The sequence below is a fragment of the Legionella drozanskii LLAP-1 genome (assembly GCF_001467585.1).
In the GTDB taxonomy this organism is placed as follows: domain Bacteria; phylum Pseudomonadota; class Gammaproteobacteria; order Legionellales; family Legionellaceae; genus Tatlockia; species Tatlockia drozanskii.
Window position 1 is genome coordinate 867,981 of sequence record NZ_LNXY01000020.1, and the last position, 25,542, is coordinate 893,522.

Here is a 25,542-nt window from a genome sequence, read left to right on the forward strand (position 1 = left end):
GTTAGCTTTAAAACATTATTTGAAAGGATGCAAAATGTTGATGACAGCCATTTTTTTATTCATTATTGCTCTATGTTTTGGCATAGGCCTATTGGTGACCGTTTTATCCGATCGCCCCACCTCTAGGCCTGTGGTTTTAATTCATGGAGGCGCTGCACTACTTGGTTTACTCCTAATCATTGCCTATATACTCAAGGGGAACTTCCAGCCGCTGCTCGTCATTAGTGTTGTATTATTCATTGTCGCAGCACTGGGAGGTTTAACTTTGTTTATCTTTGATATGCGTGCTAAACCCATTCCCAAAGCCTTGGCGATTCTTCATCCTTTATTAGCTTTAACTGCTTTTTTAACCTTAATTATCTATATCTTGCCGTAAACTTAAAGGACAAATAATGAGCAGCTTGTGTTGTTTTTCGGATAAATCGAGTCAAAAAAATCATGCTCAAATTTGACCGCATTAAAAAAGGCTAATGAAATTCTTGCCTGTGATTTAGAACATTGAATTGGTCCAATTAATTCGCTAAATATATTTAACATTTGTTGGGTTGATATTCTAAAATTCACACTTGAATAAGAGCGAATCCATTCTAAATAACGGTTATCCGATAGGCCATGAACTACATTAATATTCTCCCCTAATTTCATATAGACATAGAAACAAGCGAGATGACTCGCGACCGCTTCTGCAACAGGCTCCTTTTCAGCCTGCCTCAATAGGTAACTGGTATACTCACCCACTACAGGAAGCTCTTCTACCCCGTTTGATTTACACTGATTAAAAAGAGAATAAGGCAGTATCTTTTTTAAGTATTTATCATGTAATTCTTGTTCCGTTTCGATTATTTCTTCTGAAAATTTCCTAAACCTTTGCCGATGATTTGGCTCATGCAAGCGTTCGGATAAAATGTGCAACGACTTGGCGCATTTTTGTAAATAGCGTTTGTCTTGCTCAAGGTATTTTTTGAAAACCAAGGTCGGCAAATTACCCTTTTTAACTCCGAGATTAAAGGGATGGCGAGCTATTTCAGAAATAAGCGGAGCACTAGGCTTAAGGATGTCAGCCATCGTGAAATGGACTGGCGATTGATGACTCTTAAGGGAAAAATTGGATATTGAAAAAAAACGAACATCTCGAGTTCTCACTACTTAACTCCTTAAAAACTTAAAGAAATAGGGAGGCAAGCAGCAAATGACAGCTAGTCATCTCACTCTCCCTCCGCAGGCATTACCCAGAGCAGGTTCTAAGGGTTTTTCTCAGCTTTGACTAATCAAAGCACCCCTGGTGAATCTCAGTGACAGTCTAGCTAGACGATCGTCACACTGTCAAAGATTTTTTGAGCAAAAAAAATATTAATGTAGAATAGGATTAATTTGACTTCCAACTACGTTACTCAAACCGGCAATCATGAAACAAAAATTCAAACGAGTCATCCTCTATGCACGCCAATACCGCGCTAATGAAGGAGTTACTGAAAGCTTGCATCGTTTAGTTGATTTTTTACAAGCTCATAAGATAGATACATTTTTAGATATCGATACCGCAGCCAGTTTTGATATTAAATTACCCATCCTGGAGAGAGGCCAGATGGGGCAAAAGCACGATTTGATTGTGGTTGTAGGAGGCGACGGAAGTCTACTTTCTGCTGCGCGAATGGCAATTAAGGTTAAGGTCCCCGTTATCGGAATTAACCGCGGTCGACTGGGCTTTTTGACCGATATTACACCCAACAATATAGAAAGCCACTTAGCCTCCGTGCTCGCTGGAGAATATGAGGAAGAAGAACGTTTTTTACTCTACACTCGCATTCACGATGGTGAAACGATCTATTTTGAGGGCGATGCGCTGAATGATGTGGTTTTAGGGCGTGGTAACGAAACGCATTTAATTGAGTTTGATATCATTATCAATCAACAATTTGTCTGTCGCTATCGTTCCGATGGCCTAATTCTGTCCACACCGACTGGTTCTACCGCCTATGCTTTATCTGCCGGAGGACCCATTATGCATCCGCAATTGAATGCCATTGTCTTAGTACCTATGTTTTCACATAGCTTAAGTTCTCGTCCTTTAGTGGTTGATGGGGAAGTTAAAATTGATTTGAAAATCAGTACACGCAATGAAAGTGATTTACGTGTAAGTTGCGATGGTCACGAATCACGCATGGTCAAGCCCGGACAATTAGTTTCGATTGAAAAAAATGCACAGAAGCTTCGCTTATTGCATCCACGCGATTATCATTATTATGATACATTACGAATCAAATTAGGATGGGAATCCAAACACCAGGGATAACACGATGCTTACCACCTTACGCATTGAAAATTTTGCGATTGTAAAACAATTAGACATTGATTTTAACAGTGGTATGACTGCATTCACTGGTGAAACAGGCGCAGGTAAATCCATTATGATTGATGCGCTTATGCTAGCCCTAGGTGGGAGAGCCGATGCCTCAGTCATTCGCGTGGGTGAAGAAAAATGTGATATTAGCGCCTGTTTTTATTTTGATGCGCAATCCGAACCTGCTCAATGGTTAGTCGAGCATGATATTCAATGCGAAGAAGGCGAAATTCTCCTACGTCGTGTGCTTTATGCGGAAGGTCGCTCTAAATCCTACATCAATGGCCAACCTTTTCCCTTACAAAAAGTCAAAGAATTGAGTGAAATACTGGTCCATATTCATGGCCAACATCAACATCAAACCTTGATGCAGCACCAAACGCATAGACAACAACTTGATAGCTATGCAGGTCATGTTGAACTGCTCGATGAAGTTGGTCAGCTTTATAAAGAATGTCAAAAAACAAAGCAGCAATTAGACCTTTTACAAAATCTCGACAATCAAAATGACAAGCTGGATCTATTACATTTTCAAATTGAGGAATTACTCACGCTTGATTTAAAAGATGGAGAAATGCAGGCCTTGCATGAGGAGCATCAACTTCTACATCATGCACGGGATTATTTGCAACATGCTCAGCATATTCATCATTTATTAAATGCAGACGATGAACCGAATATCTGTCAGGGATTAAATCAAGTTTTACAAGCGTTACATGCCTTGCCGCAAGAACAACCACAAATAAAAAATGCCTGTGAACTGATTAATTCAGCATTAATTCAATGCGAAGAAGCGCTTAACGAAATGCAGCAATTTTCAGAGCAGGTTCAATTGGATCCAGAGCGCTTACATGAGGTTGAGTCACGCATTAGTGTTTTACATCAAGCGGCACGTAAATATCATGTTGATGCAACTCAGTTAGCGGCTCATGCTGCAAGCCTCCAGCAGGAATTGGAAAAATTAAAAAACTCAGAAAGACAGCTCGACAAATTGCAGCAGCTCTACCGTCAGCAAACGCAAGGTTTCGAAGAAGTTGCGCTAAAATTGAGAAAATCTCGGCAAATTCATGCTAAAAAGCTGGGCGATGAAATTACAAACAGTATACGCCAATTAGGCATGCCGAAAGGCCAAGTGCAAATTGAGATTAGTACTTTAGAAAAAATGCAGCCACAAGGTTTGGATAAAATCGAATATAAAGTTTGTACTAATCCTGGAACAATACCCGATTCTTTAGCAAAAATTGCTTCCGGCGGTGAGCTTTCGCGGATTAGTCTTGCGATTCAAATGATTACCGCACAACGGGGTTCCACACCCACCTTACTTTTTGATGAAGTTGATGTCGGAATAGGCGGTGCAACTGCTGCACTCGTGGGGCAGTTATTGCGTAAATTAGGTGAACGATTGCAAGTTTTTTGTGTCACCCACCAACCGCAAGTAGCTTCCTGTGCTCATCATCATTTCATTGTTGAAAAACATTCGGATAATAAACAAACTTTTTCACGAATTGTGAAATTATCTCAGGCTGAAAAAGTGGATGAAATTGCTCGTATGTTAGGCGGATTAACGATTACTGAACAAACGCGATCTCACGCTAAAGAATTGCTTTTGGAACATTCGGATTAAACGGCTAAATCACTTCTTGGCCGAAAGGATCACTGTGATAAATTTTAATTGCCAGATAAATCATTGTTATATTGTATACAATATTGATCCCTACAAAACAAATAACTGCTCCCATCAAATCGTATAAAGGAATTAAAATAAGGCAGGCCAAAAATTGCAACGATAACATAGCAATAGTTAATTTTGCCCCTATTTTATTTCCCCGTTTTGAATACTGAATCACCCTGGATAAAGGCATAGAAATAGAGAAAGTAATAATATTAATTAAGCAAAAATAAGTATAGGGTAGCGCTCTAATAAAACCTGATTTATACAGCAGAAGAATCTCCTTAGCACTAAAGGCAACAATCAATACAACAACCAGGGACACTAAAAAGCTGAGTAATATATACTTAGTCACTGTTTTCTTTAAAACCTCGCGGGTTTGTGCAAAGGCAGCAGAAATCTCCGGCCCAATCAAAATACCAATGGGATTCAGGGCGATAAATGCCAAAGAAACAATAGACACTATCGCTGAAAATAATCCAACGGATTCTTTTCCAGAACCGAATAATTCAATCATCAATAAAGGAATGGTAGAAAAGACATACCTATTCAAATTCTGCAAAGTATAGCCATACATTTTTTCTTTCCAGTTCAAACTACCCATCACACCTTTTTTGTAATAAAGCTCCTTTAATTCTGTTTTTTTCTCAATCGCGAAAGACACCCATACAATAAGTACATAACTTAGAATAAAACCAATCAGCATCACGTGCGGAAAATAATGTCGATTATCATGAAATAGAACTGGATATAGAAAAAAATAAGTAAATAAAGTGAGTAGAAAATAAAATATTGTTTGCGTTAAACTTAAAAGAATCGCCGTGCGCATATAATCAACGGCACGAAAAAATTGAATAAATATTGAGTATAAAGAGATACCGACAGCCCCCCAAAGAAATAGGAAAAAGGGATGCGAAATCTCGAAAAGACTAACATCCCCAATTGCACGGCTCAATGCAATAATCGCAAGACTTAAGAGGACTCCGCCGAGGAAAAGCGTCCTATAGATCGGTTGCAAAAATGTTCTCAACGAGGTGGTTAAATCAGCGATATCATCGAATCTTTTTCGCACAAAATATTTCGGCACATAATAGGCAATGATTGAGTCGATACCGAAGGTGACAATGGTTGCTAATAACAACAACGACCTGGTCGCTACAGAAAAATCACCAAATAACTCTTCACCTGCATGACGAGCTACCAACATGTTGATAATGAACAACATGCATTGATCAGCGATGATAATAAATAAATTTAACGAAAAATCCATATATATCCACACAGCCTATTTGAGTTTGATTTTATAGTACCTGTCGCAGCATTTTAAATTCTAAGCAATTAAGTCTTGGTCAATATAAAATGCCTATCCTTAACTGTAGCAAAGATTTGTTCATACGATAAATGAATAAAATATTCGAGCTATTGGCCTTCCCTTAGTTGAATTCTGTCTATACTAGAAAGAGTTGAGTTTTTAAAAGGGGATTATATGACCATTAAAACCCTCGAAAACCAAGCCCATCTAGACGGGACCGTGATGTTTCTGAATGCAGCAATCAAAACCTATCTCAATCGCCCGACTAACCAAAAAAGAACTGATGGGCCCTTCGTAGACCTCAAAACAATGATGGCGCAAAACTTATACATTAGTGAACTAAGATGTGCTGATAAAGAAGGTGAAGAATATAATCAAGTTGATTTGATTGGTTTCAAAAGTGGGGAAGCTATTTGTTTTACTCTGTATACCAATTCAAGGCTTACCGTTGTTGATTTTAAAGAGGCTAATTGGAGTCAAATGTCGGATTCGACGCAAAAACTGGCAATCAGTTTAAAAGAGGAATCTGAAGAATCTGTTAAAACCCCCGATGCAAACCTGTAAGTTATTATCCTAAATCTCTTTCTTTTTTATTCGGCTAATAAATCCTGTCGCACAAAAGTTGACACAAGGAACAATGAACCCAACCAATAACCATTGTAATTGATAGATAGCTGAGTATTGATTATTGATTAGGTAATGAAAAAACAGTTGAACTAACAATAGGGCGACCAAACACAGCAAAGTAGCTAATAATTTATGCGATCGAAAAGCGGCCACCACTTTTTTACTAGCAATTTGCTCAGCAATTGTGAGTCCCCAAAGACCATAATAGCTAACCCAAACATAGCTTAATATTTCGCCAGCACGCCAATACATATAAGCCATTAACAGGGTGGCTGCGCCTAAGATATACCAAGGCGTATTTTTAGGCCATTTCAAAAAAGCGAAATAATAACTTATGAGCAATAGCAATGCGAAAAAGGCACCGGCAAGGACTTGATAATAGGTATGGTAACCAAAATGCACCAAGCTTAAGGCTATCCCAATTAATAAAGCTGCTATGGCTAGGCTGAGCCACCAATTTTTTACCCTAAAAGCTAGCCAGGTATACAAAGTAGTCACTAGCTGCATATGCCCACTAGGAAAAGCATACCCCTTTTTATGCAAGGCAGGAGAGAGAGGAACTTGAAAGCTCAGTTTTAATGCAACATTCACCAGGATCGTTAGAAAAATTAAACAAACAGCATGGTAAAAAGTGATCCTATTTAGCCAGATAAAGCCCATAATAAGCAAAGGAATGATAATAATGTCATTGCTGAAAAAAAGAAAAGCTTGGGCGATTTGATCAAGCATAGACTATTGTAGATGAGTTTCGATGCGAAATCATATAAAAAGCAGGCTAATAAGACAATGACTTGAGCCATTTTGTCACGCAAAATGTAGAATCTGTCTTGAGAATATCGTCTATTTAGCACAGCGAATCCCAGCGGCTTTGATCGCGGGGTTCATGCCGCTCCTAGCCCAATTGAAAATGGAAAAACCGTGGTCAAGCCACGGGGATTTGTAGACTAGCGTAGCAAAAGTCTTAAAAGACAGTTACTCCATTTTGTACGCCTCTCTCGCGGGTTCATGTTGGTATAAATCAGAGCAGGAAGCTAAGCTCAAGTTTTTTCAAGAATTCAACTAGAAACCCACAGAGTTATCCACAGAATTTGTGGATTAAAGGATAATAAGCTTTGCCATTGAAATCCTTTTAAAATCAGAAGATTATTAATTTTTATGTGTTTTTTTTCCTCTATCAATCCAATTTTGTGCAAACTTATCCACAAGGCCTTATTTTATATCGATTTTCTCTAAAAAATCATTCAATAAGTGCCCTTATTGCATTAAGGTTTGCCTCTACAGGTTGAATTTTAGTCGGTTTAGCCAACAATCGTTGTAGTTGTGGTGATAGGGGAACTTTGGCGTTAATAATAGGCTCAATCACCTTATCAAACTTACAGGGATCTGCGGTTGCAACGACTATCCAGGGTTGTTCTTTTAAGTGCTGGCGAGCATAAAATGCAGTTGCTGTATGAGGGCAGCAAATATAAGCCTCCTCATCATAAATCCGTTTTATCGTGTTTTGGATTTCCTTGTCTTTCACGCTAAACGCTTTGACCTGTTGTTTAAAATCGTTAAATGAGCCCAGTAAATACTCTAAGCGCTCGAGATTAGAGGGATTACCCACATCCATTGCATTAGCCAGGGTGGCAATACTGGGTCGAGCTTGATATTTCTCAGTCCGCAAATAATCCACTAAAACGCGATTAGCATTGGTCGTTAAAACAAGCTCTCTTATTGGGAAACCCATCGCTTTTGCCCAATAAGCGGCCGTCGCATTTCCTAAATTTCCACTCGGGATAATAAACCCAGGTTTCTCTTGATATTGTCTAAAAAACGCCATAGAGCTATAAGCATAATAAACAATTTGTGGCAAAAGCCTGCCGATGTTAATGCTATTCGCACTGCTCAATCCTGGCCCTTGCCAATGCGGATCTCTAAAAGCGGATTTAACTAATTGCTGGCATTGATCAAAACTACCATCGACCGCGAAAGCAAAAATATTTTCACCCCAGCAAGTCATTTGATGTTCTTGTTTAGCTGATATTTGACCATTAGGATAAAGAATGACAGCGCGATAATTTAATTTTCGATAAAACGCACTGGCGACCGCTGAACCAGTATCCCCCGAAGTGGCCACCATAATCGTCTTGCGACAATCCGCAATCGCCGATAAGCATTCGGCTAAAAAATGCGCACCAAAATCTTTAAACGACGAAGTCGGGCCGTGAAACAGCTCGAGCACGAAAGTGTTGGAATTGAGTCGCTTCATGGGCACAGGAAAATTAAAAGCCCGATTACAGAATTGGATTAATGAAGGAGCAAGCGCATCATCTTTAAAAAAATAACTGAGCAATCGATTTGCAAATTCAGGATAAAATAATCCCGCAGGAAAGGAAGAATGAGAGAAAGTAGGCATTTGTTGCGGAATAAACAAGCCATCGTCAGCAGCCAAACCTTCGGCAAGGGCTGCAGACAAGCCTCTTGGAGTAGTTTGATTACGAGTACTGATAAAATACATAATAGTCTCCAATATTGCTTAAATCAGACGAGCAGCTCTTTCACTAATCGGTGAAATCCACCAGTCAGAGCCAAGGTTTTCCTCTTGCAGGTGCAAACGCATTGCCTCTTTAATGAGCTCGGCCTCTTTCATCGTTCGCGCAAAAGCAAATAAAGCGGGACCTGAGCCAGAAAATGACATACCTAACGCCCCCGCCTGCAAAGCAGCCTCTTTGATTTTATAAAAATTCGGGACAAATTGAGCACGTTGCGGCTCAATAATGACGTCATTCATTGATTGCTGTAGCCGTTGATAGTCGTTTTCGTATAAAGCAGAAATAAAAGATGCTAACTGAGCGGACTGTTGGACCTGTTTCTTTAAACTAATTTCCTTTGCGAGCGCATTTCGGGCATCACGAGTAGATACCTTTAAATGAGGGTGAATAAGCACGCAATAAAGTTTCGGAGTAGGTAACTGAATTACTTTTAAAGGATCTTGGCAATGAATTAAAGTAAGACCACCGAAAAGACAGGGAATAATATTATCTGCATGCGCTTCTCCACTCGCTAATTGCTCGCCTAAACGAGCCAACTCTGCTAATTCATAAAGTGACAATGGCGATTGCAGAAATGCATTGCAGGCAATCAAAGCAGCAACAGCGGAAGCCGCTGAACCACCCATCCCCGAACACAGGGGGATCCCTTTTTTAATATGAATTGAAAAGCCAAGATCTAAGTTTAAGCTTGAACAAAATTTTTCAATAACCAAGGACGCCGTATTTTTATCATTAGCCAATGGCAAATTATCTGGGGAATCGATGGATTCAATCACAATTCTGTGGTCGTCACGCTTAATCAGCGTGACTTCATCCCCAACCCCTTCAAGGGCAAAACCCAAAATATCAAATCCAACACCCACATTCGCACAAGTGGCCGGGGCAAAGGCCTTGGCGCGCTGTATTTCTGAATTAATCATATTTCCCCCTCACGACAAAAAAGAGACTAAACGTAATAAATCAGCAAAAATACCTGCAGCGGTGACTTCTGCACCTGCACCTGGGCCTTGAATAATCAAAGGTCTCTCCTGGTATCTTTTAGTGCGAAAAATAATCATATTATCCGTTCCTTCAAGTCTAGAAAATGGATGTTCTTTGGGTAAGGATTTGATGGCTACTTGCAATTTGCCTTCTCGATTGATGGAACCAACGTAATGCAAATGCTGATTTTTAGTTTTTGCTTGCCTTAGCCATTCGCCCATTGCATGATCATAGTTAGTTAAATTAGCGAGAAAGGCTGCCAGATCACAATCTTTTAATTCCGCGGGAACTAAGTCATAAATCGCCACCTCATCCAAACTCAAGTCATGACCTATTTCGCGGGCTAAACAAACCAGTTTTCTTGCCACATCCATTCCAGATAAATCTTCACGAGGATCTGGTTCAGTAAATCCTCGATTTTTTGCATCAATCACCACTGAAGAAAATGAACGTCCTTTTGCCATTTCATTAAAAATATAACTTAAAGTTCCTGACAAAACGCCTTCAATTTCTTCGATCACATCCCCTGTTTTGATGAGATCTTGTAAAGTCGAAATCACTGGTAAACCTGCACAAACAGTCGCTTCGTAGAGATAATGATTATTTAAATTTCTCAGCGCTTTTAATTGCTTGTAATACGATAAATCATCAGCGTTAGCATGCTTATTTGGTGTAATAACATGAATGCCTTGTTGCAAAATAGACTGATATTTATGAGCGACGGCTTGACTTGCAGTGCAATCAATAATCACATTATGCGGAATCGATCCCTGAGCGAAATGCGCAATAAAACTTGCCGGATCGGCTTTGACGGCCTGGTTAGCAAAACTCTCTTGCCAATGCTCTAGATGAATCGGCCTATCACTTAACCACATTTTCTGACTATCCATAATCCCTAAGACTTGGAGATTCATCTGATAGGCAGTGCTTAATTGATTTATCGTTTCTTGCAGTTGTTGCAGTAATTTTTTTCCTACGGCTCCCGGACCAATTAAGCCAATAGCCAGCGTTTTACGCGAAAGGTAAAACCCAGCATGCACAGCTTGCATTGCCTTTTTGATCTCTGTATTTTTGATAACCGCCGAGATATTGCGCTCTGATGAACCTTGTGAAATAGCACAGATATTGATATTCGCTTTTGCTAAAGCAGTACAAAACTGGCCAGCGACACCAATAGATCCTACCATTTCGTCTCCTACCGCGGATAAAATGGCGCAATCTAGCCGAGCATAAATTCCTGCGATGTGCTTACGTTCGATATCTGCATGAAGATGCTCAAACAACGCATCGAGTGCTTTATTGAGCAATAAATTGGGAACGGCAAGGCATATCGAATGTTCAGAACTCGCTTGCGAAATCAGCAAAACTCTAATCTGGGCTCGATATAAAATATCTGAAACACGTGAAGTCAGCCCAGAAACACTAATAAGACCACTACCTTCGATATTGATCAAGGCTACCTTTTCAATGCAACTTATACCTTTAATGAGCTGCGTCGATTTTTCTGGTTGAGCTGAAATAAGCGTTCCTTTTGACTGTGGATTAAAACTATTTTTGATAAATAAAGGAATTTGCTTTTCCACAAGCGGTGCGATGGTCATCGGATGTAAAACTTTCGCACCAAAATAAGCAAGCTCAAGCGCTTCTTTGTAAGATAAGGACTCAATCATAAATGCAGAGCGCACAAGATTCGGATCTGCGCTATAAATTCCATCCACATCAGTCCAAATTGTTAGTAGTTTTGCATCAAATAAATTTGCAAAAATAGCCGCAGAAAAATCACTGCCATTTCTTCCTAAAATAGTTCTTTTTCCATCTATTGATGAAGCAATAAATCCAGTAATAACAAGTTGATTAAAATCAGCAGATTCCATATAAGTAGATAAGGCCGTTCTGCTTTTCTCCCAGTCGATACAAATCACCCCTTCTTTTTCATAAATAAATAAGACTTTTGAGGCATCCAAAAATGAAACTTTATTATTCTGACCAAGATATCCATTTAAGATATTTGCCGACCATAATTCACCATAACCTAAAATGAGATTTTGCACTTCTTTTGAATAAGAGCCAGTTAAATAAACCGCATATAAAATATCCTTTATTTTAAAAAAATCATTTTGAATCGTCGTAATAAGATTCGTTTTCTCGATTGCTAATTCATTGATTAGAGAGAAATGGTTTTCTTCTATTTTCTCTAAAATTTCGATATAGGCCAGGCTAGATTTTGCTTCGTCAAGAGCCGATTGCAGAGAGGAAGTAGTTCCCTGTGTGGCTGAAACGACGATGATTTCTTTATTACCGGCCAGCAATGTCTCGATTTCTCTAAATTTTCTTGCATTTGCAAGACTAGAACCACCAAATTTATGAATAGAATAAAAATGATTAGATATCATGATTGACCACCTAAATTTAATAAAAACTTATGCGCGCAAAATGTTTAAAAAAACATGAGCATTTTAATTTTTTTGTTTATAAAAATATGAAATAAAATCGTTTGATTAAGCGGTGGTGGTTGTGGTGGTAGCGGTGAAGAAAGAAGAGGATTTGCTTACTGAAATGAAAATAGATTGTTGAGAGGCTGCAAAAGAAAATCGCCAGCATTGATTCGGTACCATCATTAATTCTCCGAAGTTAAAAGATGTTTTCAGGCTAGCATTTATATTCTTATCCTGTCAATATTTTGTCAGATTTATTCAAAGATTATATTAATGAGTAGGTTGAGCTAAGACCCAATCTACAATGCAATGACGGCAAGTGATTCACTCCATAAATTCCGGACAATCAGCAAGAATATCCTGCCATAAAGGTTCAAAATTAAACTGACCTATTAAAGGAAAACCAACGGCTTGATCTCTCGTGTGCTCTGCTACTTCCCGTTTAATCAACTTTAGAGGATTTCCTGTAGACTCAGCGAGTATTTGCATTTGGCAGCACCGTTCCATGGAAATAAACCACCAAGCAGCAGCCTCAACGGTCTCTCCGACTGTTAATAGCCCATGATTTTTTAGTATCACGGCTTTCATGCCCCCCAGTGTTGTAGCGATACGTTCGCCTTCTGATAGAGCGACAACTACCCCGGAGTAATCATCAAATAAAGCATGATCCTCATAAAACGCACAAGCAGTTTGAGTGATTGGATCAAGTAATCGCCCCAATGTCGACCAAGTTGATCCGTAAAGTGAATGGGCATGGGCTGCTGCTATGACATCGGGTCTTGCTTTATGAATATTTGAGTGAATGGCGAAGGCAGCTCGATTGAGCCGATTATGTTTTCCTTCAATGATTTCCCCTTCACTATTACTTAAAATTAAATCAGATACTTTGATTTGGTTGAATGACAGACCGAAAGGATTAACCCAAAAACAATCAGTGAATTCAGGATCGCGAACAGTAATATGTCCTGTTATTCCCTCGCATAGCCCTAATTTGCCAAAAATACGAAATGCGGCGGCCAATTTTTGCTTTCTGTGCAGGCGCTCCGCGGGAAGGGTTTCTTTTTGTGGTGCAAGATTACTAAAACGTTCAGGATTTTTTATAGGCATCATAGACAATTCATTTGATTCTTTATCAAACTTTAGCAAACTATTTAGGATAGATCACGTAAGTTGGGCCAAGGCCAAACCTACTAATTGAGGGAGACAACTCAATTTGTCCCCCTCGCCGCCACAAGGAACCTGAATAATTAGATGATATCCTTCGCGGGAGGGTTGGGGAGGGAATTAATAGATTTTAGCTAGCTAGAAAACTTAACAATAAAACCAGCGCAATAACTAGTATTACTTTGAGATAAATCGCCGTCTTTCCTTTCGCACAAAGATGGGAAAAATAGGAAAATGGATGGCGAAAAATCAAATATTTAAGCACTTTTCTCGTAACTTTCACTGGCTCGCCATGAGGAGGTACTTCATGGAGTGTAATATCAGGATTAAAATTAGCCTCAAGAATTAGCCATTTTGTGCTGGCGAAGGACTGATTAATATCTTCGCATAAAACATCCAAACCCACATAATTTAATCCCACTTTTTTAGCGATTTGACAAAGAACTTTCGCATTTTGGGGATGTATTTTTTTACCATGTGAAAATATATCTCCACCCCGACCCGTATTAACGGTGTAACAAAGTTGAATTGTTTTTCCTTCGGGCACAACCGTATCAAGATCTAAGCCCTGATCGCTAAGACAATTTTTATATTCTTCATCGACAATCATAGGATTATAGGCGAGAAACTTTTCATTTTCATTCATTCTGGCTCTTTCTTCATTCGCTAAATCAATTAATTCAGCAATGCTGTTCTGTCCATTACCCACTATTTTAGCCGCAAAACGCTCTACAACCCCAATAACTTTAGACCGGAAAATCAACACTCTATATTCTTTTAAACCACCATGATACTCTTCAATTTGCAGAACTGGATGCTCATTAAACGATTGATTAAGATAGTTAGAGAGTGTGCTTAGGTTTTTGATATTCGATAAAACCCCTCTTCCTCGACCCAAATTCAGAGGTTTTACCACCAATGGAAAATTAAGACCTGCGATCAATTCTTCTAAAGGATAAGCGCTATACTCTTCTTTGCTCATTGCAATTGCATGAGGAACAGGAAAATTAGCTTGAGCCAGCGTTTTATTTAATAAGTATTTATTTTTTGATAAGAAACTACTAGCACCATCATTAAATGGAGTGATGGTTGCCAGGAAATAATAATTTCTTTTACCCAGATAGATGTTGATCAGTTCCAGATCCGAAGAATAAGTGGCTGGCAAATGCAAGGCAAGCGCATTTTCGTAATATAAACACAGGTTTTGCTTAGCAACCATGCTCTTCTCCCCTCGCCTGCTTTATTCTTTATTCAGATAAGTGCGGCGATCCTGCATTGTTTCGATGCTGTTTAACACCGTTTGATGACAAATTTCATGCATAATGGGTATGTCGACCAAGGGATGGCCGGTATAAATTGCATAAGCGATAAAAAAACTATCCTGCCAGATTTTTTCATTTTTACGTATTTTTGACCGCGCCCATAATGCCGTCCATAAAAAATGGAAAAGCCATCTATCTCGATGGGGTTCCAGCTCATGTTCAAAAACCTCCGTTCTTGCATCTACCAAAGTGCAGACTTTCACACCTTCAACAAATGTACAGCAACGATTAACTAATTTATCAACATGAGCATTTTCGATATACCAGGACTCAGCAAAACGCTTATTTTTTATCCATGTTTTGGAACGTTTGAAAGACGCTTGCATCTCTTCAGACGTAAAAGGATTGATTTGTACACTTAGATCTTCAACAATATAGGGGATATTGATCGAGTTAGGTTGAAAATGAATGCCGATCAATTCCTGTATTTCCAGTAAGTGTAAATCAGGCATTAAATTTTGACTGATAGTCAAATCTAAAAAATGTCCAACTATCATCATTATGTAAGAGAGATCAACTTCACGAAGTGTCACACTGTCATCAAAGGCTTCGTCGTAATATTTATGAACCTCTTTTGCACCAATTTCAGGGGTTATCCAGGCATCTTTAATACCAAGCTCTTGTTTTAGTAATAAACCAGCAAGCCGGTTTTTTTTATTTATCTTGATATGGATAAAAATTCCCTGAGCCCCACTTCCATCCACTTCACTGGCTTTAATTCGTATCGATGGTTTCTTAGTTTCAGTATTGAAAACAACCCCTTTCTTACGTTGAATTTTAATCCATTGATTAAATTGCTCGTGATAACTTGCAGGGTACCAGGTTTTAATGTTTTTTAAGCGCGAGAGTGAAGCAGAGCTTAAGGTAATTTTGTCGATCAGATGTTCGAAAGTCGCAACAACAACCTCACGAACTTCCTTCTTTGGATGTAACAAGGTTAATAGCGCAATATCCTGTCCTTCATCAATAGAGTAGAGATCAAGAATAAGGTCGGTAAAGAAATCGGCAGGCATGGCATAGCTTTGGGCGAAAAAATTTTCCGCAATGTCGTAAACCGATAAGTCCGACAACTCCTCGATCATTTCGCGAATAGAATTTAAATGTTCTGTCTCATTTTCTGATATTAAATCTTCTTCCTGACCCGCTAAATCTAGATAAGCATGTTTCAATTCTGGGGATAGTTCCACATGAACTTCATAAAAGGCGTTTAAAATAGGTAGCCAAAAACTCAAACTGTGTTCACCTTTATTTATTGCTTGGGTAATTTTGGACATTAATTGATCTAAGGTTTTACCAGCGGGTTTAGACCCGTTTTCTTGCGCGGATTGCAATTGAGCGACACAAATGTCTAAGGCAAACACACAAGCAGAATAATAGGCTTGCTCTTGATCTACTTCATCAGCAAGAGTTTCAATTAATTCGACGAGGCGTAAAGACAGATTAGGTTCTTGTAAAAAAGGCGTGTAATGTTGTGGATCAGGTTCGGCACTTTGTTCAATTAAAGTAGCCATCGCTTGGATCCACTCTTTCAAACTCTGCAGATCAGCGGTCATTTTTTATCATATACCTGTCTTGGCTCGCCCTTTTCATCAATAGCAACAAAAACAAAAGATCCCTCAGTGACTTGAAGATGTTCTCCGCTATCCGAGCGCATTGTCCAAACTTCAACATCAATGGTCATCGAGGTTTTACCGCATTTGCTTAATTCCACATGACAACTTACCACGTCCCCAACATGGACGGGTCTAAGAAAACTCATAGAGTTGATAGCGACTGTCGCTGCACGGCCACGCGATATTCTTTTAGCCAGCACTCCTGCGGCCAAGTCCATTTGTGAAACGAGCCAACCACCAAAAATATCGCCATTGGCATTGGTATCCGCTGGCATTGCCAGCGTTTGAATAGTCACTTCGCCGCGTGGAGCAGTTGCCATTTTAGGAACCACGCTTTAATTTAGCCAGCGCATCGGCCATGGCGGTGTTAAAGACAGTTTTCTTAGCAGCGGCGGGTTTCTTAGCTTCCTCAGCTTTTTTATCCAGCTCTTTTTTCTTGGATCCTTGTGATTTTTTCATCGGCTGAGACTGTTTTACTTCTTTCCTCTGTACCACTGCCCCTTTTTCTTCAGTCAATCTCATGCTCAGTCCGATTCGGCGTCGTTCCTTATCCACTTCAACTACTTTAACCGTCACAATATCTCCGGCTTTCACCACAGCATGTGGATCAGTGATAAAACGATTCGTCATTGCAGAAATATGCACTAAACCATCTTGATGAACACCAATATCCACAAACGCTCCAAAATTGGTGACATTGGATACCACGCCTTCCAAAATCATTCCTTCATGTAAATGGCTAATATCTTCCACACCTTCTTTGAAATTAGCTGTTTTAAATTCCGGTCTTGGATCGCGGCCAGGCTTTTCTAATTCACGCAACACATCGCGGATTGTTGGGAGCCCATAATCACCACTCACATAACGCTCTGCATTGATACTTTGTAATAAGTCACGATTACCGATGACTTGGCGAATGTCCACTTTTTGATCGGAGAGTATTTTCTCCACCAAAGGATAGGCTTCAGGGTGAACTGCGGAAGAATCCAGAGGATTATCACCCTGCATAATTCGTAAGAAACCCGCCGCTTGTTGGAAGGTTTTTTCGCCCATTCGTGAAACATTTTTCAATTGCTCGCGATTGGCAAAAACGCCGTTCTCATCACGATATTGCACTAAATTTTTGGCGAGTGTTTCATTTAAACCAGAAACTCGTGTTAAGAGCGCTGCCGAAGCGGTATTCACATCAACACCGACGGCATTCACACAATCTTCGACGATACCATCGAGACTTCGCGCTAAACGATTCTGATTCACATCATGTTGATATTGGCCAACACCTATCGCTTTCGGCTCGATTTTTACCAACTCGGCTAATGGATCCTGGAGACGTCTAGCAATAGAAACTGCACCGCGTAAAGTAACATCCAAATCAGGAAATTCCTTCGCCGCTAATTCTGAGGCAGAATAAACAGAAGCGCCAGCTTCACTGACAATTACCTTGGACAACTTAAGATCAGGATACATTTTAATTAGATCTGACACTAAGCGCTCAGTTTCTCTTGAACCAGTACCATTACCCACACTGAATAAATTCACATGGTGTTTAGCCGCTAACTTAGCGAGCTCAGCAATAGCCTGATGCCATTCATTCTGAGGAGGCATGGGAAATACTGTGGTGTAATCCAACAATTTACCGGTGATATCCACAACCACGACTTTAACACCAGTACGAATTCCGGGATCGAGTCCGATAGTCACTTGCGGACCTGCTGGAGCTGCCAACAACAAATCACGTAAATTGCGGGCAAATACATTAATTGCTTCTTCATCTGCGGATTCACGCAAACGAGCCAATAATTCCAACTCCAGCTTGGTAAATAATTTAACTTTCCAAGTTAGACGTACTGTCTCAAGCAACCACCGATCTGCTGCCCGATTTTCATTGGCGATTTTAAAGAAGGAAGAAACTCGTTTTTCGCCATATTCTACATCATCAAGCGTTAAGGCTAATTGCAGCACACTCTCGCGTCGGCCACGAAACAGAGCTAAGGCACGATGTGAAGGAATCTTTTTAATCGCTTCAGCGTATGCAAAATAATCGGCAAATTTGTTACCGGCTCCTTTCTTGTCGGCACTGCCGGTTGATTTTAGTACACCGTTTTGCCAGAGGTACTCTCGCAGTTCATTGATGAGCTCGGCATCTTCAGCAAAAAGCTCCATCAAAATTTGCTGTGCTCCGTCGAGCGCCGCTTTCGTGTCTTCAACACCGGCTTCAACATTAATAAATTGCTGCGCAGAGGCTTCTGGATCTTGAGTAGGATCTTGCCATAAAGCTAGGGCCAAAGGCTCCAAGCCCGCTTCTCTAGCGATCTGTGCCTTAGTCCGACGTTTTGGTTTATAGGGAAGATATAAATCCTCTAAGCGTGTTTTACTATCAGCAGCCAGAATAGCTTTTTCGAGCTCTGGTGTTAATTTTTCTTGCTCACGAATGGATTGGAGCACGACCTCTCTGCGCTCATCCAATTCTCGTATATAGTGCAACCGTTCAGCAAGTAATCGCAATTGAGTATCGTCAAGCCCTTCTGTCGCCTCTTTGCGATAGCGGGCAATAAAAGGAACCGTTGCACCTTCATCCAATAAGTCTATTGCCGTTGCGACTTGCGACACTTTGACTTTAAGCTCCTGCGCTATAATTGCTGCTGAGGCTTGTATCTTTTGAGCCATTCACATCCCCGTAAAACATGATAAAAAAACCCAGTTATTATATACTGATTACTTTTCATTTTGCGAATTTTAGCCAATCTGAATGCACAAATACCGCAATAATGTAGTTACTCTAAGCTTGCTTGAGTATTTTTGTTTTTGAACTTGACAGAATCAAATAAGCAATCACCCTCACTCCACAGTCACCGATTTCGCCAGATTCCTTGGTTGATCAACATCCGTTCCTTTTGCGACAGCGACATGATAAGCCAATAATTGTAAGGGAATTGTATAAATAATTGGTGCTACCCATTGACCGCAGGTAGGAACATGGATGAGCTTTGCACCATTAGGTTGCCAGGCTTGTGAATCATCAACAAAAACGATTAATTGCCCCTCTCGAGCACTCACTTCATGTAAATTTGATTTTAATTTGTCGAGGAGTTCGTCATTGGGTGCTATCGCAATAACAGGCATTTTCTTATCAACCAAAGCAAGTGGTCCATGTTTCAGTTCACCAGCAGGATAGGCTTCCGCATGAATATAAGAAATTTCTTTTAATTTTAATGCACCCTCTAGCGCGACAGGATATTGTACACCTCGACCTAAAAAGAGCGCATGCTCTTTGTGCACAAAAGTAGCAGCCAAAGACTTTATTTCATCGCTCATTTTTAATACCCGTTCGCAACAGGCAGGTAATTCTTGTAGCTGGGTTAAGACTTTGGTCGCACGCTCATCTTTACACAAAGCAGCGGACAGCATCAGAAAAGCGGCGAGCTGGGTAGTAAATGCCTTTGTTGAAGCGACGCCAATTTCAACCCCTGCTCGAGTCAAAAACACGCAATCGGCTTCACGGACTAAAGTGCTGGTTGCTACATTACAAATGGCTAAAGTAGCCAAATAATTGGTTTCTTTTGCTTTACGCAGAGCAGCCAGGGTATCGGCTGTTTCACCGGATTGCGACACGGTAATAAAAAGCGTTTTATCGCAAACAACCACATCCCGATAGCGGTATTCACTGGCGATTTCCACAGAAGTAGGCAAGCCAGCTAGGGATTCAAGCCAGTAACGAGCAACTAAACCGGCATGATAACTCGTCCCACAGGCGACAATGTGAATTTGTTTAACTTGATTAAAGACTGAGGAAGCTCGCTCACCAAAACTAGCGCGTAGCACCTCTTGACTTGAAATTCTTCCTTCCAAAGTGTCCGCCAGTACCTTGCTTTGCTCATAGATTTCTTTCAGCATGTAGTGACGATAGGGACCTTTAGTTATCGCATGGCTATCGCCATCCAGTGGATAAACTTTACGCTCTCTTCTTTGCTTTGCTGCGTCAAATAATTGAACCTCGCCATTAATGAGACGTACGCTATCTCCTTCTTCAAGATATAACACCGCTTGCGCAAACGATCGCAAAGCAAGCGCATCAGAAGCAATAAAGAGCTCATCAATCCCCAAACCAACCACTAAAGGACTACCCTTTCGTATCGCGACAATTTCTTGAGGCCGTTGCTGATGAATTACCCCTAAAGCGAAAGCACCATGCATTTCTTGAGCAGCGTCTTGCACGGCAAGCAATAAATCTTCGTGTTGTTGATAATAATAATGGATTAGGTGTGCAGCAACTTCGCTATCCGTTTCAGAAGTAAATTCGTAACCCGCTTGCTGTAATTTCAGGCGTAAACTGTCGTGGTTTTCAATAATGCCATTATGCACAAGAGCAATCTCATTGCGCGACATATGAGGATGCGCATTTTGCTCGCAGGGTTTTCCATGCGTTGCCCAACGGGTGTGGGCAATACCAACTGTACCTGATATAGCAGTTTCTTGTATGGCATCAGCTAAAGCTTGCACCTTGCCTTGTATTCTCACTCGCTTTAAATGGCCTGCTGCATCAATCACTGCAATACCGGCAGAGTCATAACCGCGATACTCTAGACGTTTTAATCCATCTATTAAGATTTTAGAAATATCACGCTGTGATACTGCTCCTATGATCCCACACATAATTACTCCTTTATACCACCTAATATTCTTAGTTTAGGATTAGATGATAGGTTCGTAAAATTGGCGAATTATGCCACAACCAAAACCAACTGACATTAAGACCTGCTATCTCACTCTCTAATTGTGCTTCTTCATTACGCGCGCGCGATCGCGTTGCCAATCTCTGTCCTTAATGGTATCGCGTTTATCGTGTGTTTTTTTACCTTTTGCTAAAGCAATCTTTATTTTTACGCGGTTATTCTTCCAATAAAGAGACAAGGGAACTAAGGTATAGCCCTGGCGTTCCACGCTCCCAATGAGTTGATTTAACTCTTTGCGATTGAGTAATAATTTGCGAGTTCGATTAGCCTCAGGAAAAAGATGAGCCGCCGCTGTCGGCAGGGGTTGGATTTGTGCGCCTAATAAAAAAGCTTCGCCATATTTTATAATGACGTGAGCATCCGATAAATTTATTTTGCCCGCACGCAAACTTTTTATTTCCCAACCTTGGAGAACTAAGCCGGCCTCATAGTCATTTTCAATGAAGTAGTCAAAATGTGCTTTTCTATTAAGCGCTATGCTTGTATTTTGTTTTTTGGTAGTCATAAGACACCCGAATTAATTTATTAAACCAAAAGTGAATATACCCATCCTACGATTTGATTTTTGTGCCTGAGAAATTTTTAAAAGCGATAGCAAAAACAGTATCTTCAGGTAGGATGGTTTGATTATACATAGTCCCAAGCGAGTGCGAAATGCTAGCGTTGAACAACGCTTGGATTCGGTGAATAATTCTTGAAAAATTATCCAGCGAACATGATTCACCGGTTTTGGCCTCACACGAAAGTTAAAAAGCGAGCAATTACATGCAGGTTATTGCATGCACCGAGCTCATTGCTCTAGCGTAGAGTTACATTACAAGTTTCTTGTACGGCAATTAAAGATTTACTTCTTTCATACCCAAACTGCCCCCAAAAGGTGACTCGACTTATTCTAGGTATATTAAGTGCTCTATAAAGCTCAGAATCCTGATCGCTTGAAGCATCAATAATATTCTGGCAGAACTCTGTATCGCTGGAAGTTTTCTCTAAGTTTTCAATAGCAGAAATAATCGCATCCAGTTTTGCGCTACATCCTATCCAATAGGGATTCCAACTGTTTTTACCTAGAGCTAGCCTATCCATTACGGCAATTAGCTTCTCACCAACTTCACCTTGTACAACTAATCTATCTATTATTTGATAAAACCTAGGAACTTCAGTTCCTTCTGGAGATGATTTTGCATAGATTCGGGCGATTATGTTGACTGGAATTTGATACAAAGCTCGATACTCTTCTACTTTATTAGGGTCGGCTCCCTCCACAAACCCAATAATTGCAGCATATTGAAGTTTTGAATTACCGCCATATAATTCAAATAAAGCTCGTAGCTCTTTATATTCCTTGTCTTTAGCTAAGGTGATAGCTATGAAATGGATATAATTTCCAGAACCCTTTCTTATCTCTACTTCAATCTGTTTTTTCTGCTTTGCCTCTTCATATTCAGTATAAACTTGCTTAAGATCTCTACTCTGTTTATCTAACATTTAATCAACCTTTGAAAGATTAGCTAACTCTCTGTCAATATCAAAACCATAAGTTTTATTATTAAACAAACGCGAAACTATAAAAGATCAAACTTGCTAATGCAACTAAATATATCCTGAAAACAATCGATGGTGCATCCAGTAATTATCCATTAGGCAAACCCTCTATTTTGCACTAGGATATTCCTATTGAATTTTAAGGAGAGACTCATGAAAGTTGGCGATAAATTACCCCCACAAACATTTAGCGCAACTAGCGATTTGCAATCCTGTCTAAGTGCTTATAAAGGTAAGTGGTTAATTTTATATTTCTATCCTAAAGACGCAACGCCAGGCTGCACTACCGAAGGTCAAGAATTTCGTGAAGCCTATGCAAAGTTCAAAATGCTTAATGCCGAAATATTCGGTGTTTCTCGTGACAGTTTAAAATCACATGAAAACTTTAAGTGTACACAACAATTTCCTTTTGAATTAATCAGTGATAAAGAGGAAATTTTGTGTCAACTTTTTGATGTCATTCAAATGAAATCCATGTACGGAAAACAAGTAAGAGGGATTGAACGAAGTACTTTCCTTATTGATCCACAAGGTGTTTTGCGATACGAGTGGCGAAAGGTAAGCGTTAAAGGTCATGTTGATGAAGTGATGAAAACTCTAGAAAATTTACAAATATCTTAAAGAAAAAGAGGAGTGAACGCTTTTATTTAACCCATTATTTTTATTCAATTTATTAGAATATTTGGCAGGATTAATGCTTGACTGAGTAGGCAAGCGTCATCACAATAAATAATTTAGCTTAAAGGTGAAGCATGAATAATGAAAAAAGAGAGGCTAAACTTTTTGTACTCGATACCAATATTTTAATGCATGACCCCACGGCTATCTATCGCTTTGAAGAGCATGATATCTACTTGCCCATGGTCGTATTAGAAGAATTGGACACTCACAAAACGGGTATCTCTGAAGTAGCACGCAACGTGAGGCAAACCAACCGTATGTTGGTTGAACTCATGAGCAATGCCAGCCATAAAGAAATTGTGGCTGGTCTCACCATCCCTAGTTTTGCATCCTCGGACAAAGAAAGAAGTAGTGGTCGATTGTTTTTTCAAACGGATGAATTTGAACAGCTTCGACCCACTTCACTGCCGGGCCACAAAGCAGATAATACGATTCTTGCCACTGCTTTAGGATTACAAAAGCAACATCCTGAGCGACAAGTTGTTATTATTTCTAAAGACATTAATTTACGCATTAAAGCAGGAATTCTCGGTATTCCTGCAGAAGATTACTATAATGATAAAGTGTTAGATGATGTAAATCTTTTACACAGCGGTTTACATATTCTCGAAGATGATTTCTGGGATAACCATGGTAAAGACATGGAAGCTTGGAAGGAGGATGGGAAAACGTTTTATCGTATCAGTGGCCCACTAACGAATCAGTGGAATTACAATGATTGTATCAGTACCAATGACAGCCAATTTCAAGCCATTGTAAAAGAAATTCATGAAGGGACTGTCGTCGTCCAACTCGCTCGTGACTTTAGTCATCCTAAGCATTCAGTATGGGGTATCAATGCGCGTAACCGCGAACAAAATTTTGCCTTAAACCTTCTTCTTGACCCAGATATTGATTTCGTCACTCTTCAAGGTTCAGCAGGAACAGGAAAAACATTATTAACTATCGCCGCAGGTTTAACGCAAGTTTTAGATCAAAACCGTTATAGTGAAATTATAATGACAAGGGTCACTATTCCTGTCGGCGAAGATATTGGTTTTCTACCCGGTACTGAAGAAGAAAAAATGACTCCGTGGATGGGCGCCTTAATGGATAATTTAGAAGTACTGCACGGTTCGCAAGAAGGAGGCAGTTTTGGACGCGGTGCAACGCAGGATCTGCTGCAAAATAAAATCAAAATTCGCTCTCTCAATTTCATGCGCGGTCGAACTTTTCTAAACCGCTTTATTATTATTGATGAGGCCCAAAATTTAACTTCAAAACAAATCAAAACGCTGGTGACTCGTGCCGGACCTGGATCTAAAATTATTTGCCTTGGCGATATCAAACAAATCGATACGCCTTATTTAACAGAAACCACTTCTGGTCTGACTTTTGCCGTAGATCGGTTCAAACATTGGCAGCATAGCGCCCACATGACTTTAACACGAGGCGAACGCTCAAGGCTTGCATTCTATGCAGCAGAGCATTTATAGGGGGAGATTGAGTTAAAATTACTTGGGTATATAATACCTGCCCAATAACTGTGCTTTTAGAGAGGATACCTCATGAACAATCAAGCCATCACTTTCGATGATGTTTTGTTAGTTCCTGCTTATAATCATCATGAGTCTAGACGAGTCGTTGATATCGGTATGTCCGACAGACTAGGCAAGCTTAACGTTCAATTACCAGTGATTAGTTCTAATATGGATACCATCACTGAAAGTAAAATGGCCAATTTCATGCACAGTAAAGGTGGTATTGGCGCTTTACACCGTTTTTTAAGCATTGAAGATAATATTGTGGAGTTTAAGCGTTGTGTAGGACCAGTCTTTGTTTCAGTTGGCTGTACTGATTTGGAATTACAACGTGCAGAAGCTTTGCGTGATGCCGGAGCAGATTATTTTTGCGTGGACGTTGCTCATGCGCATGCGAAATACGTCGGAAAGACCTTAAAAAATCTAAGAAAACTGCTTGGAAGTCGCTGTATTATGGCAGGAAACGTTGCAACCTACGCGGGTGCTGATTATCTTGCTTCCTGCGGCGCTGATATTATTAAAGCAGGTATAGGCGGTGGTTCAGTGTGCAGCACTCGTATCAAAACCGGTTTTGGCATTCCTATGCTTACTTGTATTCAAGACTGCGCTCGCACCGATCGCTCAATTGTAGCTGATGGCGGTATTCGCACCTCCGGTGATATTGTTAAAGCACTGGCATTTGGTGCGGATTTTGTCATGATTGGTGGAATGCTGGCAGGCACGGAACCGACGCCGGGAGAAGTCATTACTAAAGAAAATGGCAAACAAGTCAAGCGCTATCGTGGTATGGCATCCCGTGAAGCACAAGAAGACTTTTTAGGCCAAATGCAGGAATGGAAAACCGCTGAAGGAGTCGCGACGGAAGTTCCATATCGTGATACTCATGATGCAATTATTGCAGATATCATTGGCGGTTTGCGTTCAGGTTTAACCTATGCTGGTTCAGATACCATAAGTGAGCTTCAACGCAAACTCAATTATGTTCTGGTTACCCAAGCCGGTAGGTTAGAAAGCTTGCCACATAAGCTGCTAGAAGGTTAAAACCACTTAAACAAAAAAGAAGGGCTA

General features: G+C 40.1%; 21 protein-coding genes and 1 riboswitch. Of the genes, 7 read left to right on the plus strand and 14 right to left on the minus strand.

The genetic code is table 11. The features are described from left to right. Positions 1 to 34: 34 nt before the first annotated feature. Entirely contained in the window at positions 35 to 376 is a 342-nt protein-coding gene (locus Ldro_RS08220; protein WP_058495909.1) for a hypothetical protein, read from the plus strand. A gap of 2 nt (positions 377 to 378) precedes the next feature. Here Ldro_RS08220 and Ldro_RS08225 read toward each other — a convergent pair whose 3' ends face one another. Then, entirely contained in the window at positions 379 to 1,143 is a 765-nt protein-coding gene (locus Ldro_RS08225; protein ID WP_058495910.1) for a TenA family protein, read from the minus strand. Positions 1,144 to 1,193: 50 nt separating this feature from the next. Further along, a riboswitch (TPP riboswitch) is annotated at positions 1,194 to 1,291 on the minus strand. Between the two features lie 114 nt (positions 1,292 to 1,405). Between Ldro_RS08225 and Ldro_RS08230 the strand changes: the two genes are divergently transcribed. Together Ldro_RS08230 and recN are read left to right on the plus strand one after the other, a co-directional pair. Then, positions 1,406 to 2,293, plus strand: a complete 888-nt coding sequence (locus Ldro_RS08230) for an NAD(+) kinase (protein WP_058495911.1) — start codon at positions 1,406 to 1,408, stop codon at positions 2,291 to 2,293. A 4-nt stretch (positions 2,294 to 2,297) separates the two neighbouring features. Next, positions 2,298 to 3,965, plus strand: a complete 1,668-nt coding sequence (gene recN, locus Ldro_RS08235) for a DNA repair protein RecN (RefSeq protein ID WP_058495912.1) — start codon at positions 2,298 to 2,300, stop codon at positions 3,963 to 3,965. Between the two features lie 4 nt (positions 3,966 to 3,969). Here recN and Ldro_RS08240 read toward each other — a convergent pair whose 3' ends face one another. Beyond that, complete coding sequence (locus Ldro_RS08240; RefSeq protein ID WP_058495913.1) at positions 3,970 to 5,280, minus strand: MATE family efflux transporter; 1,311 nt, start codon at positions 5,278 to 5,280, stop codon at positions 3,970 to 3,972. Positions 5,281 to 5,496: 216 nt separating this feature from the next. Between Ldro_RS08240 and Ldro_RS08245 the strand changes: the two genes are divergently transcribed. Then, positions 5,497 to 5,886, plus strand: a complete 390-nt coding sequence (locus tag Ldro_RS08245; protein ID WP_058495914.1) for a hypothetical protein — start codon at positions 5,497 to 5,499, stop codon at positions 5,884 to 5,886. A 9-nt stretch (positions 5,887 to 5,895) separates the two neighbouring features. Here Ldro_RS08245 and Ldro_RS08250 read toward each other — a convergent pair whose 3' ends face one another. The 12 genes from Ldro_RS08250 to Ldro_RS08305 form a co-directional block, all read right to left on the minus strand. Then, positions 5,896 to 6,678: a phosphatase PAP2 family protein gene (locus Ldro_RS08250; protein WP_058495915.1), complete on the minus strand. Its 783-nt coding sequence runs from the start codon at positions 6,676 to 6,678 to the stop codon at positions 5,896 to 5,898. A gap of 508 nt (positions 6,679 to 7,186) precedes the next feature. Next, entirely contained in the window at positions 7,187 to 8,449 is a 1,263-nt protein-coding gene (gene thrC / locus Ldro_RS08255; protein WP_058495916.1) for a threonine synthase, read from the minus strand. An 18-nt stretch (positions 8,450 to 8,467) separates the two neighbouring features. Continuing rightward, positions 8,468 to 9,403 (minus strand): homoserine kinase, encoded by a 936-nt coding sequence (locus Ldro_RS08260; protein WP_058495917.1) that lies wholly within the window; start codon positions 9,401 to 9,403, stop codon positions 8,468 to 8,470. Between the two features lie 9 nt (positions 9,404 to 9,412). After that, entirely contained in the window at positions 9,413 to 11,857 is a 2,445-nt protein-coding gene (thrA, locus tag Ldro_RS08265) for a bifunctional aspartate kinase/homoserine dehydrogenase I (protein WP_058495918.1), read from the minus strand. Between the two features lie 366 nt (positions 11,858 to 12,223). Continuing rightward, on the minus strand, positions 12,224 to 13,009 hold the full coding sequence (locus Ldro_RS08270; RefSeq protein ID WP_058495919.1) for a class II aldolase/adducin family protein: 786 nt from the start codon (positions 13,007 to 13,009) through the stop codon (positions 12,224 to 12,226). Positions 13,010 to 13,193: 184 nt separating this feature from the next. Next, a complete protein-coding gene (locus tag Ldro_RS08275; RefSeq protein ID WP_058495920.1) occupies positions 13,194 to 14,282 on the minus strand; it encodes a hypothetical protein in 1,089 nt (362 codons plus the stop codon). A 21-nt stretch (positions 14,283 to 14,303) separates the two neighbouring features. Further along, complete coding sequence (locus Ldro_RS08280; protein WP_058495921.1) at positions 14,304 to 15,938, minus strand: hypothetical protein; 1,635 nt, start codon at positions 15,936 to 15,938, stop codon at positions 14,304 to 14,306. After that, positions 15,935 to 16,318 carry an acyl-CoA thioesterase gene (locus Ldro_RS08285; protein ID WP_058495922.1) on the minus strand — a complete coding sequence of 128 codons (384 nt, stop codon included), beginning with the start codon at positions 16,316 to 16,318 and terminating at the stop codon, positions 15,935 to 15,937. The genes Ldro_RS08280 and Ldro_RS08285 overlap by 4 nt, the downstream gene beginning before the upstream one ends. A 1-nt stretch (position 16,319) precedes the next feature. After that, positions 16,320 to 18,665: a Tex family protein gene (locus Ldro_RS08290; RefSeq protein ID WP_058495923.1), complete on the minus strand. Its 2,346-nt coding sequence runs from the start codon at positions 18,663 to 18,665 to the stop codon at positions 16,320 to 16,322. Positions 18,666 to 18,836: 171 nt separating this feature from the next. After that, on the minus strand, positions 18,837 to 20,651 hold the full coding sequence (gene glmS / locus Ldro_RS08295; RefSeq protein WP_058495924.1) for a glutamine--fructose-6-phosphate transaminase (isomerizing): 1,815 nt from the start codon (positions 20,649 to 20,651) through the stop codon (positions 18,837 to 18,839). 117 nt (positions 20,652 to 20,768) lie between these two features. Next, on the minus strand, positions 20,769 to 21,236 hold the full coding sequence (smpB, locus tag Ldro_RS08300) for an SsrA-binding protein SmpB (RefSeq protein WP_058495925.1): 468 nt from the start codon (positions 21,234 to 21,236) through the stop codon (positions 20,769 to 20,771). 293 nt (positions 21,237 to 21,529) lie between these two features. After that, positions 21,530 to 22,216, minus strand: a complete 687-nt coding sequence (locus Ldro_RS08305; RefSeq protein WP_058495926.1) for a hypothetical protein — start codon at positions 22,214 to 22,216, stop codon at positions 21,530 to 21,532. A 210-nt stretch (positions 22,217 to 22,426) separates the two neighbouring features. Here Ldro_RS08305 and Ldro_RS08310 point away from each other — a divergent pair, with 210 nt between their 5' ends. The 3 genes from Ldro_RS08310 to Ldro_RS08320 all read left to right on the plus strand — a co-directional run bounded on the left by Ldro_RS08310 (position 22,427) and on the right by Ldro_RS08320 (position 25,515). Beyond that, positions 22,427 to 22,894 (plus strand): peroxiredoxin, encoded by a 468-nt coding sequence (locus Ldro_RS08310; protein ID WP_058495927.1) that lies wholly within the window; start codon positions 22,427 to 22,429, stop codon positions 22,892 to 22,894. 131 nt (positions 22,895 to 23,025) lie between these two features. Then, positions 23,026 to 24,429: a PhoH family protein gene (locus tag Ldro_RS08315; protein WP_058495928.1), complete on the plus strand. Its 1,404-nt coding sequence runs from the start codon at positions 23,026 to 23,028 to the stop codon at positions 24,427 to 24,429. A gap of 72 nt (positions 24,430 to 24,501) precedes the next feature. Next, entirely contained in the window at positions 24,502 to 25,515 is a 1,014-nt protein-coding gene (locus Ldro_RS08320; RefSeq protein WP_058495929.1) for a guanosine monophosphate reductase, read from the plus strand. Positions 25,516 to 25,542 lie beyond the last annotated feature (27 nt).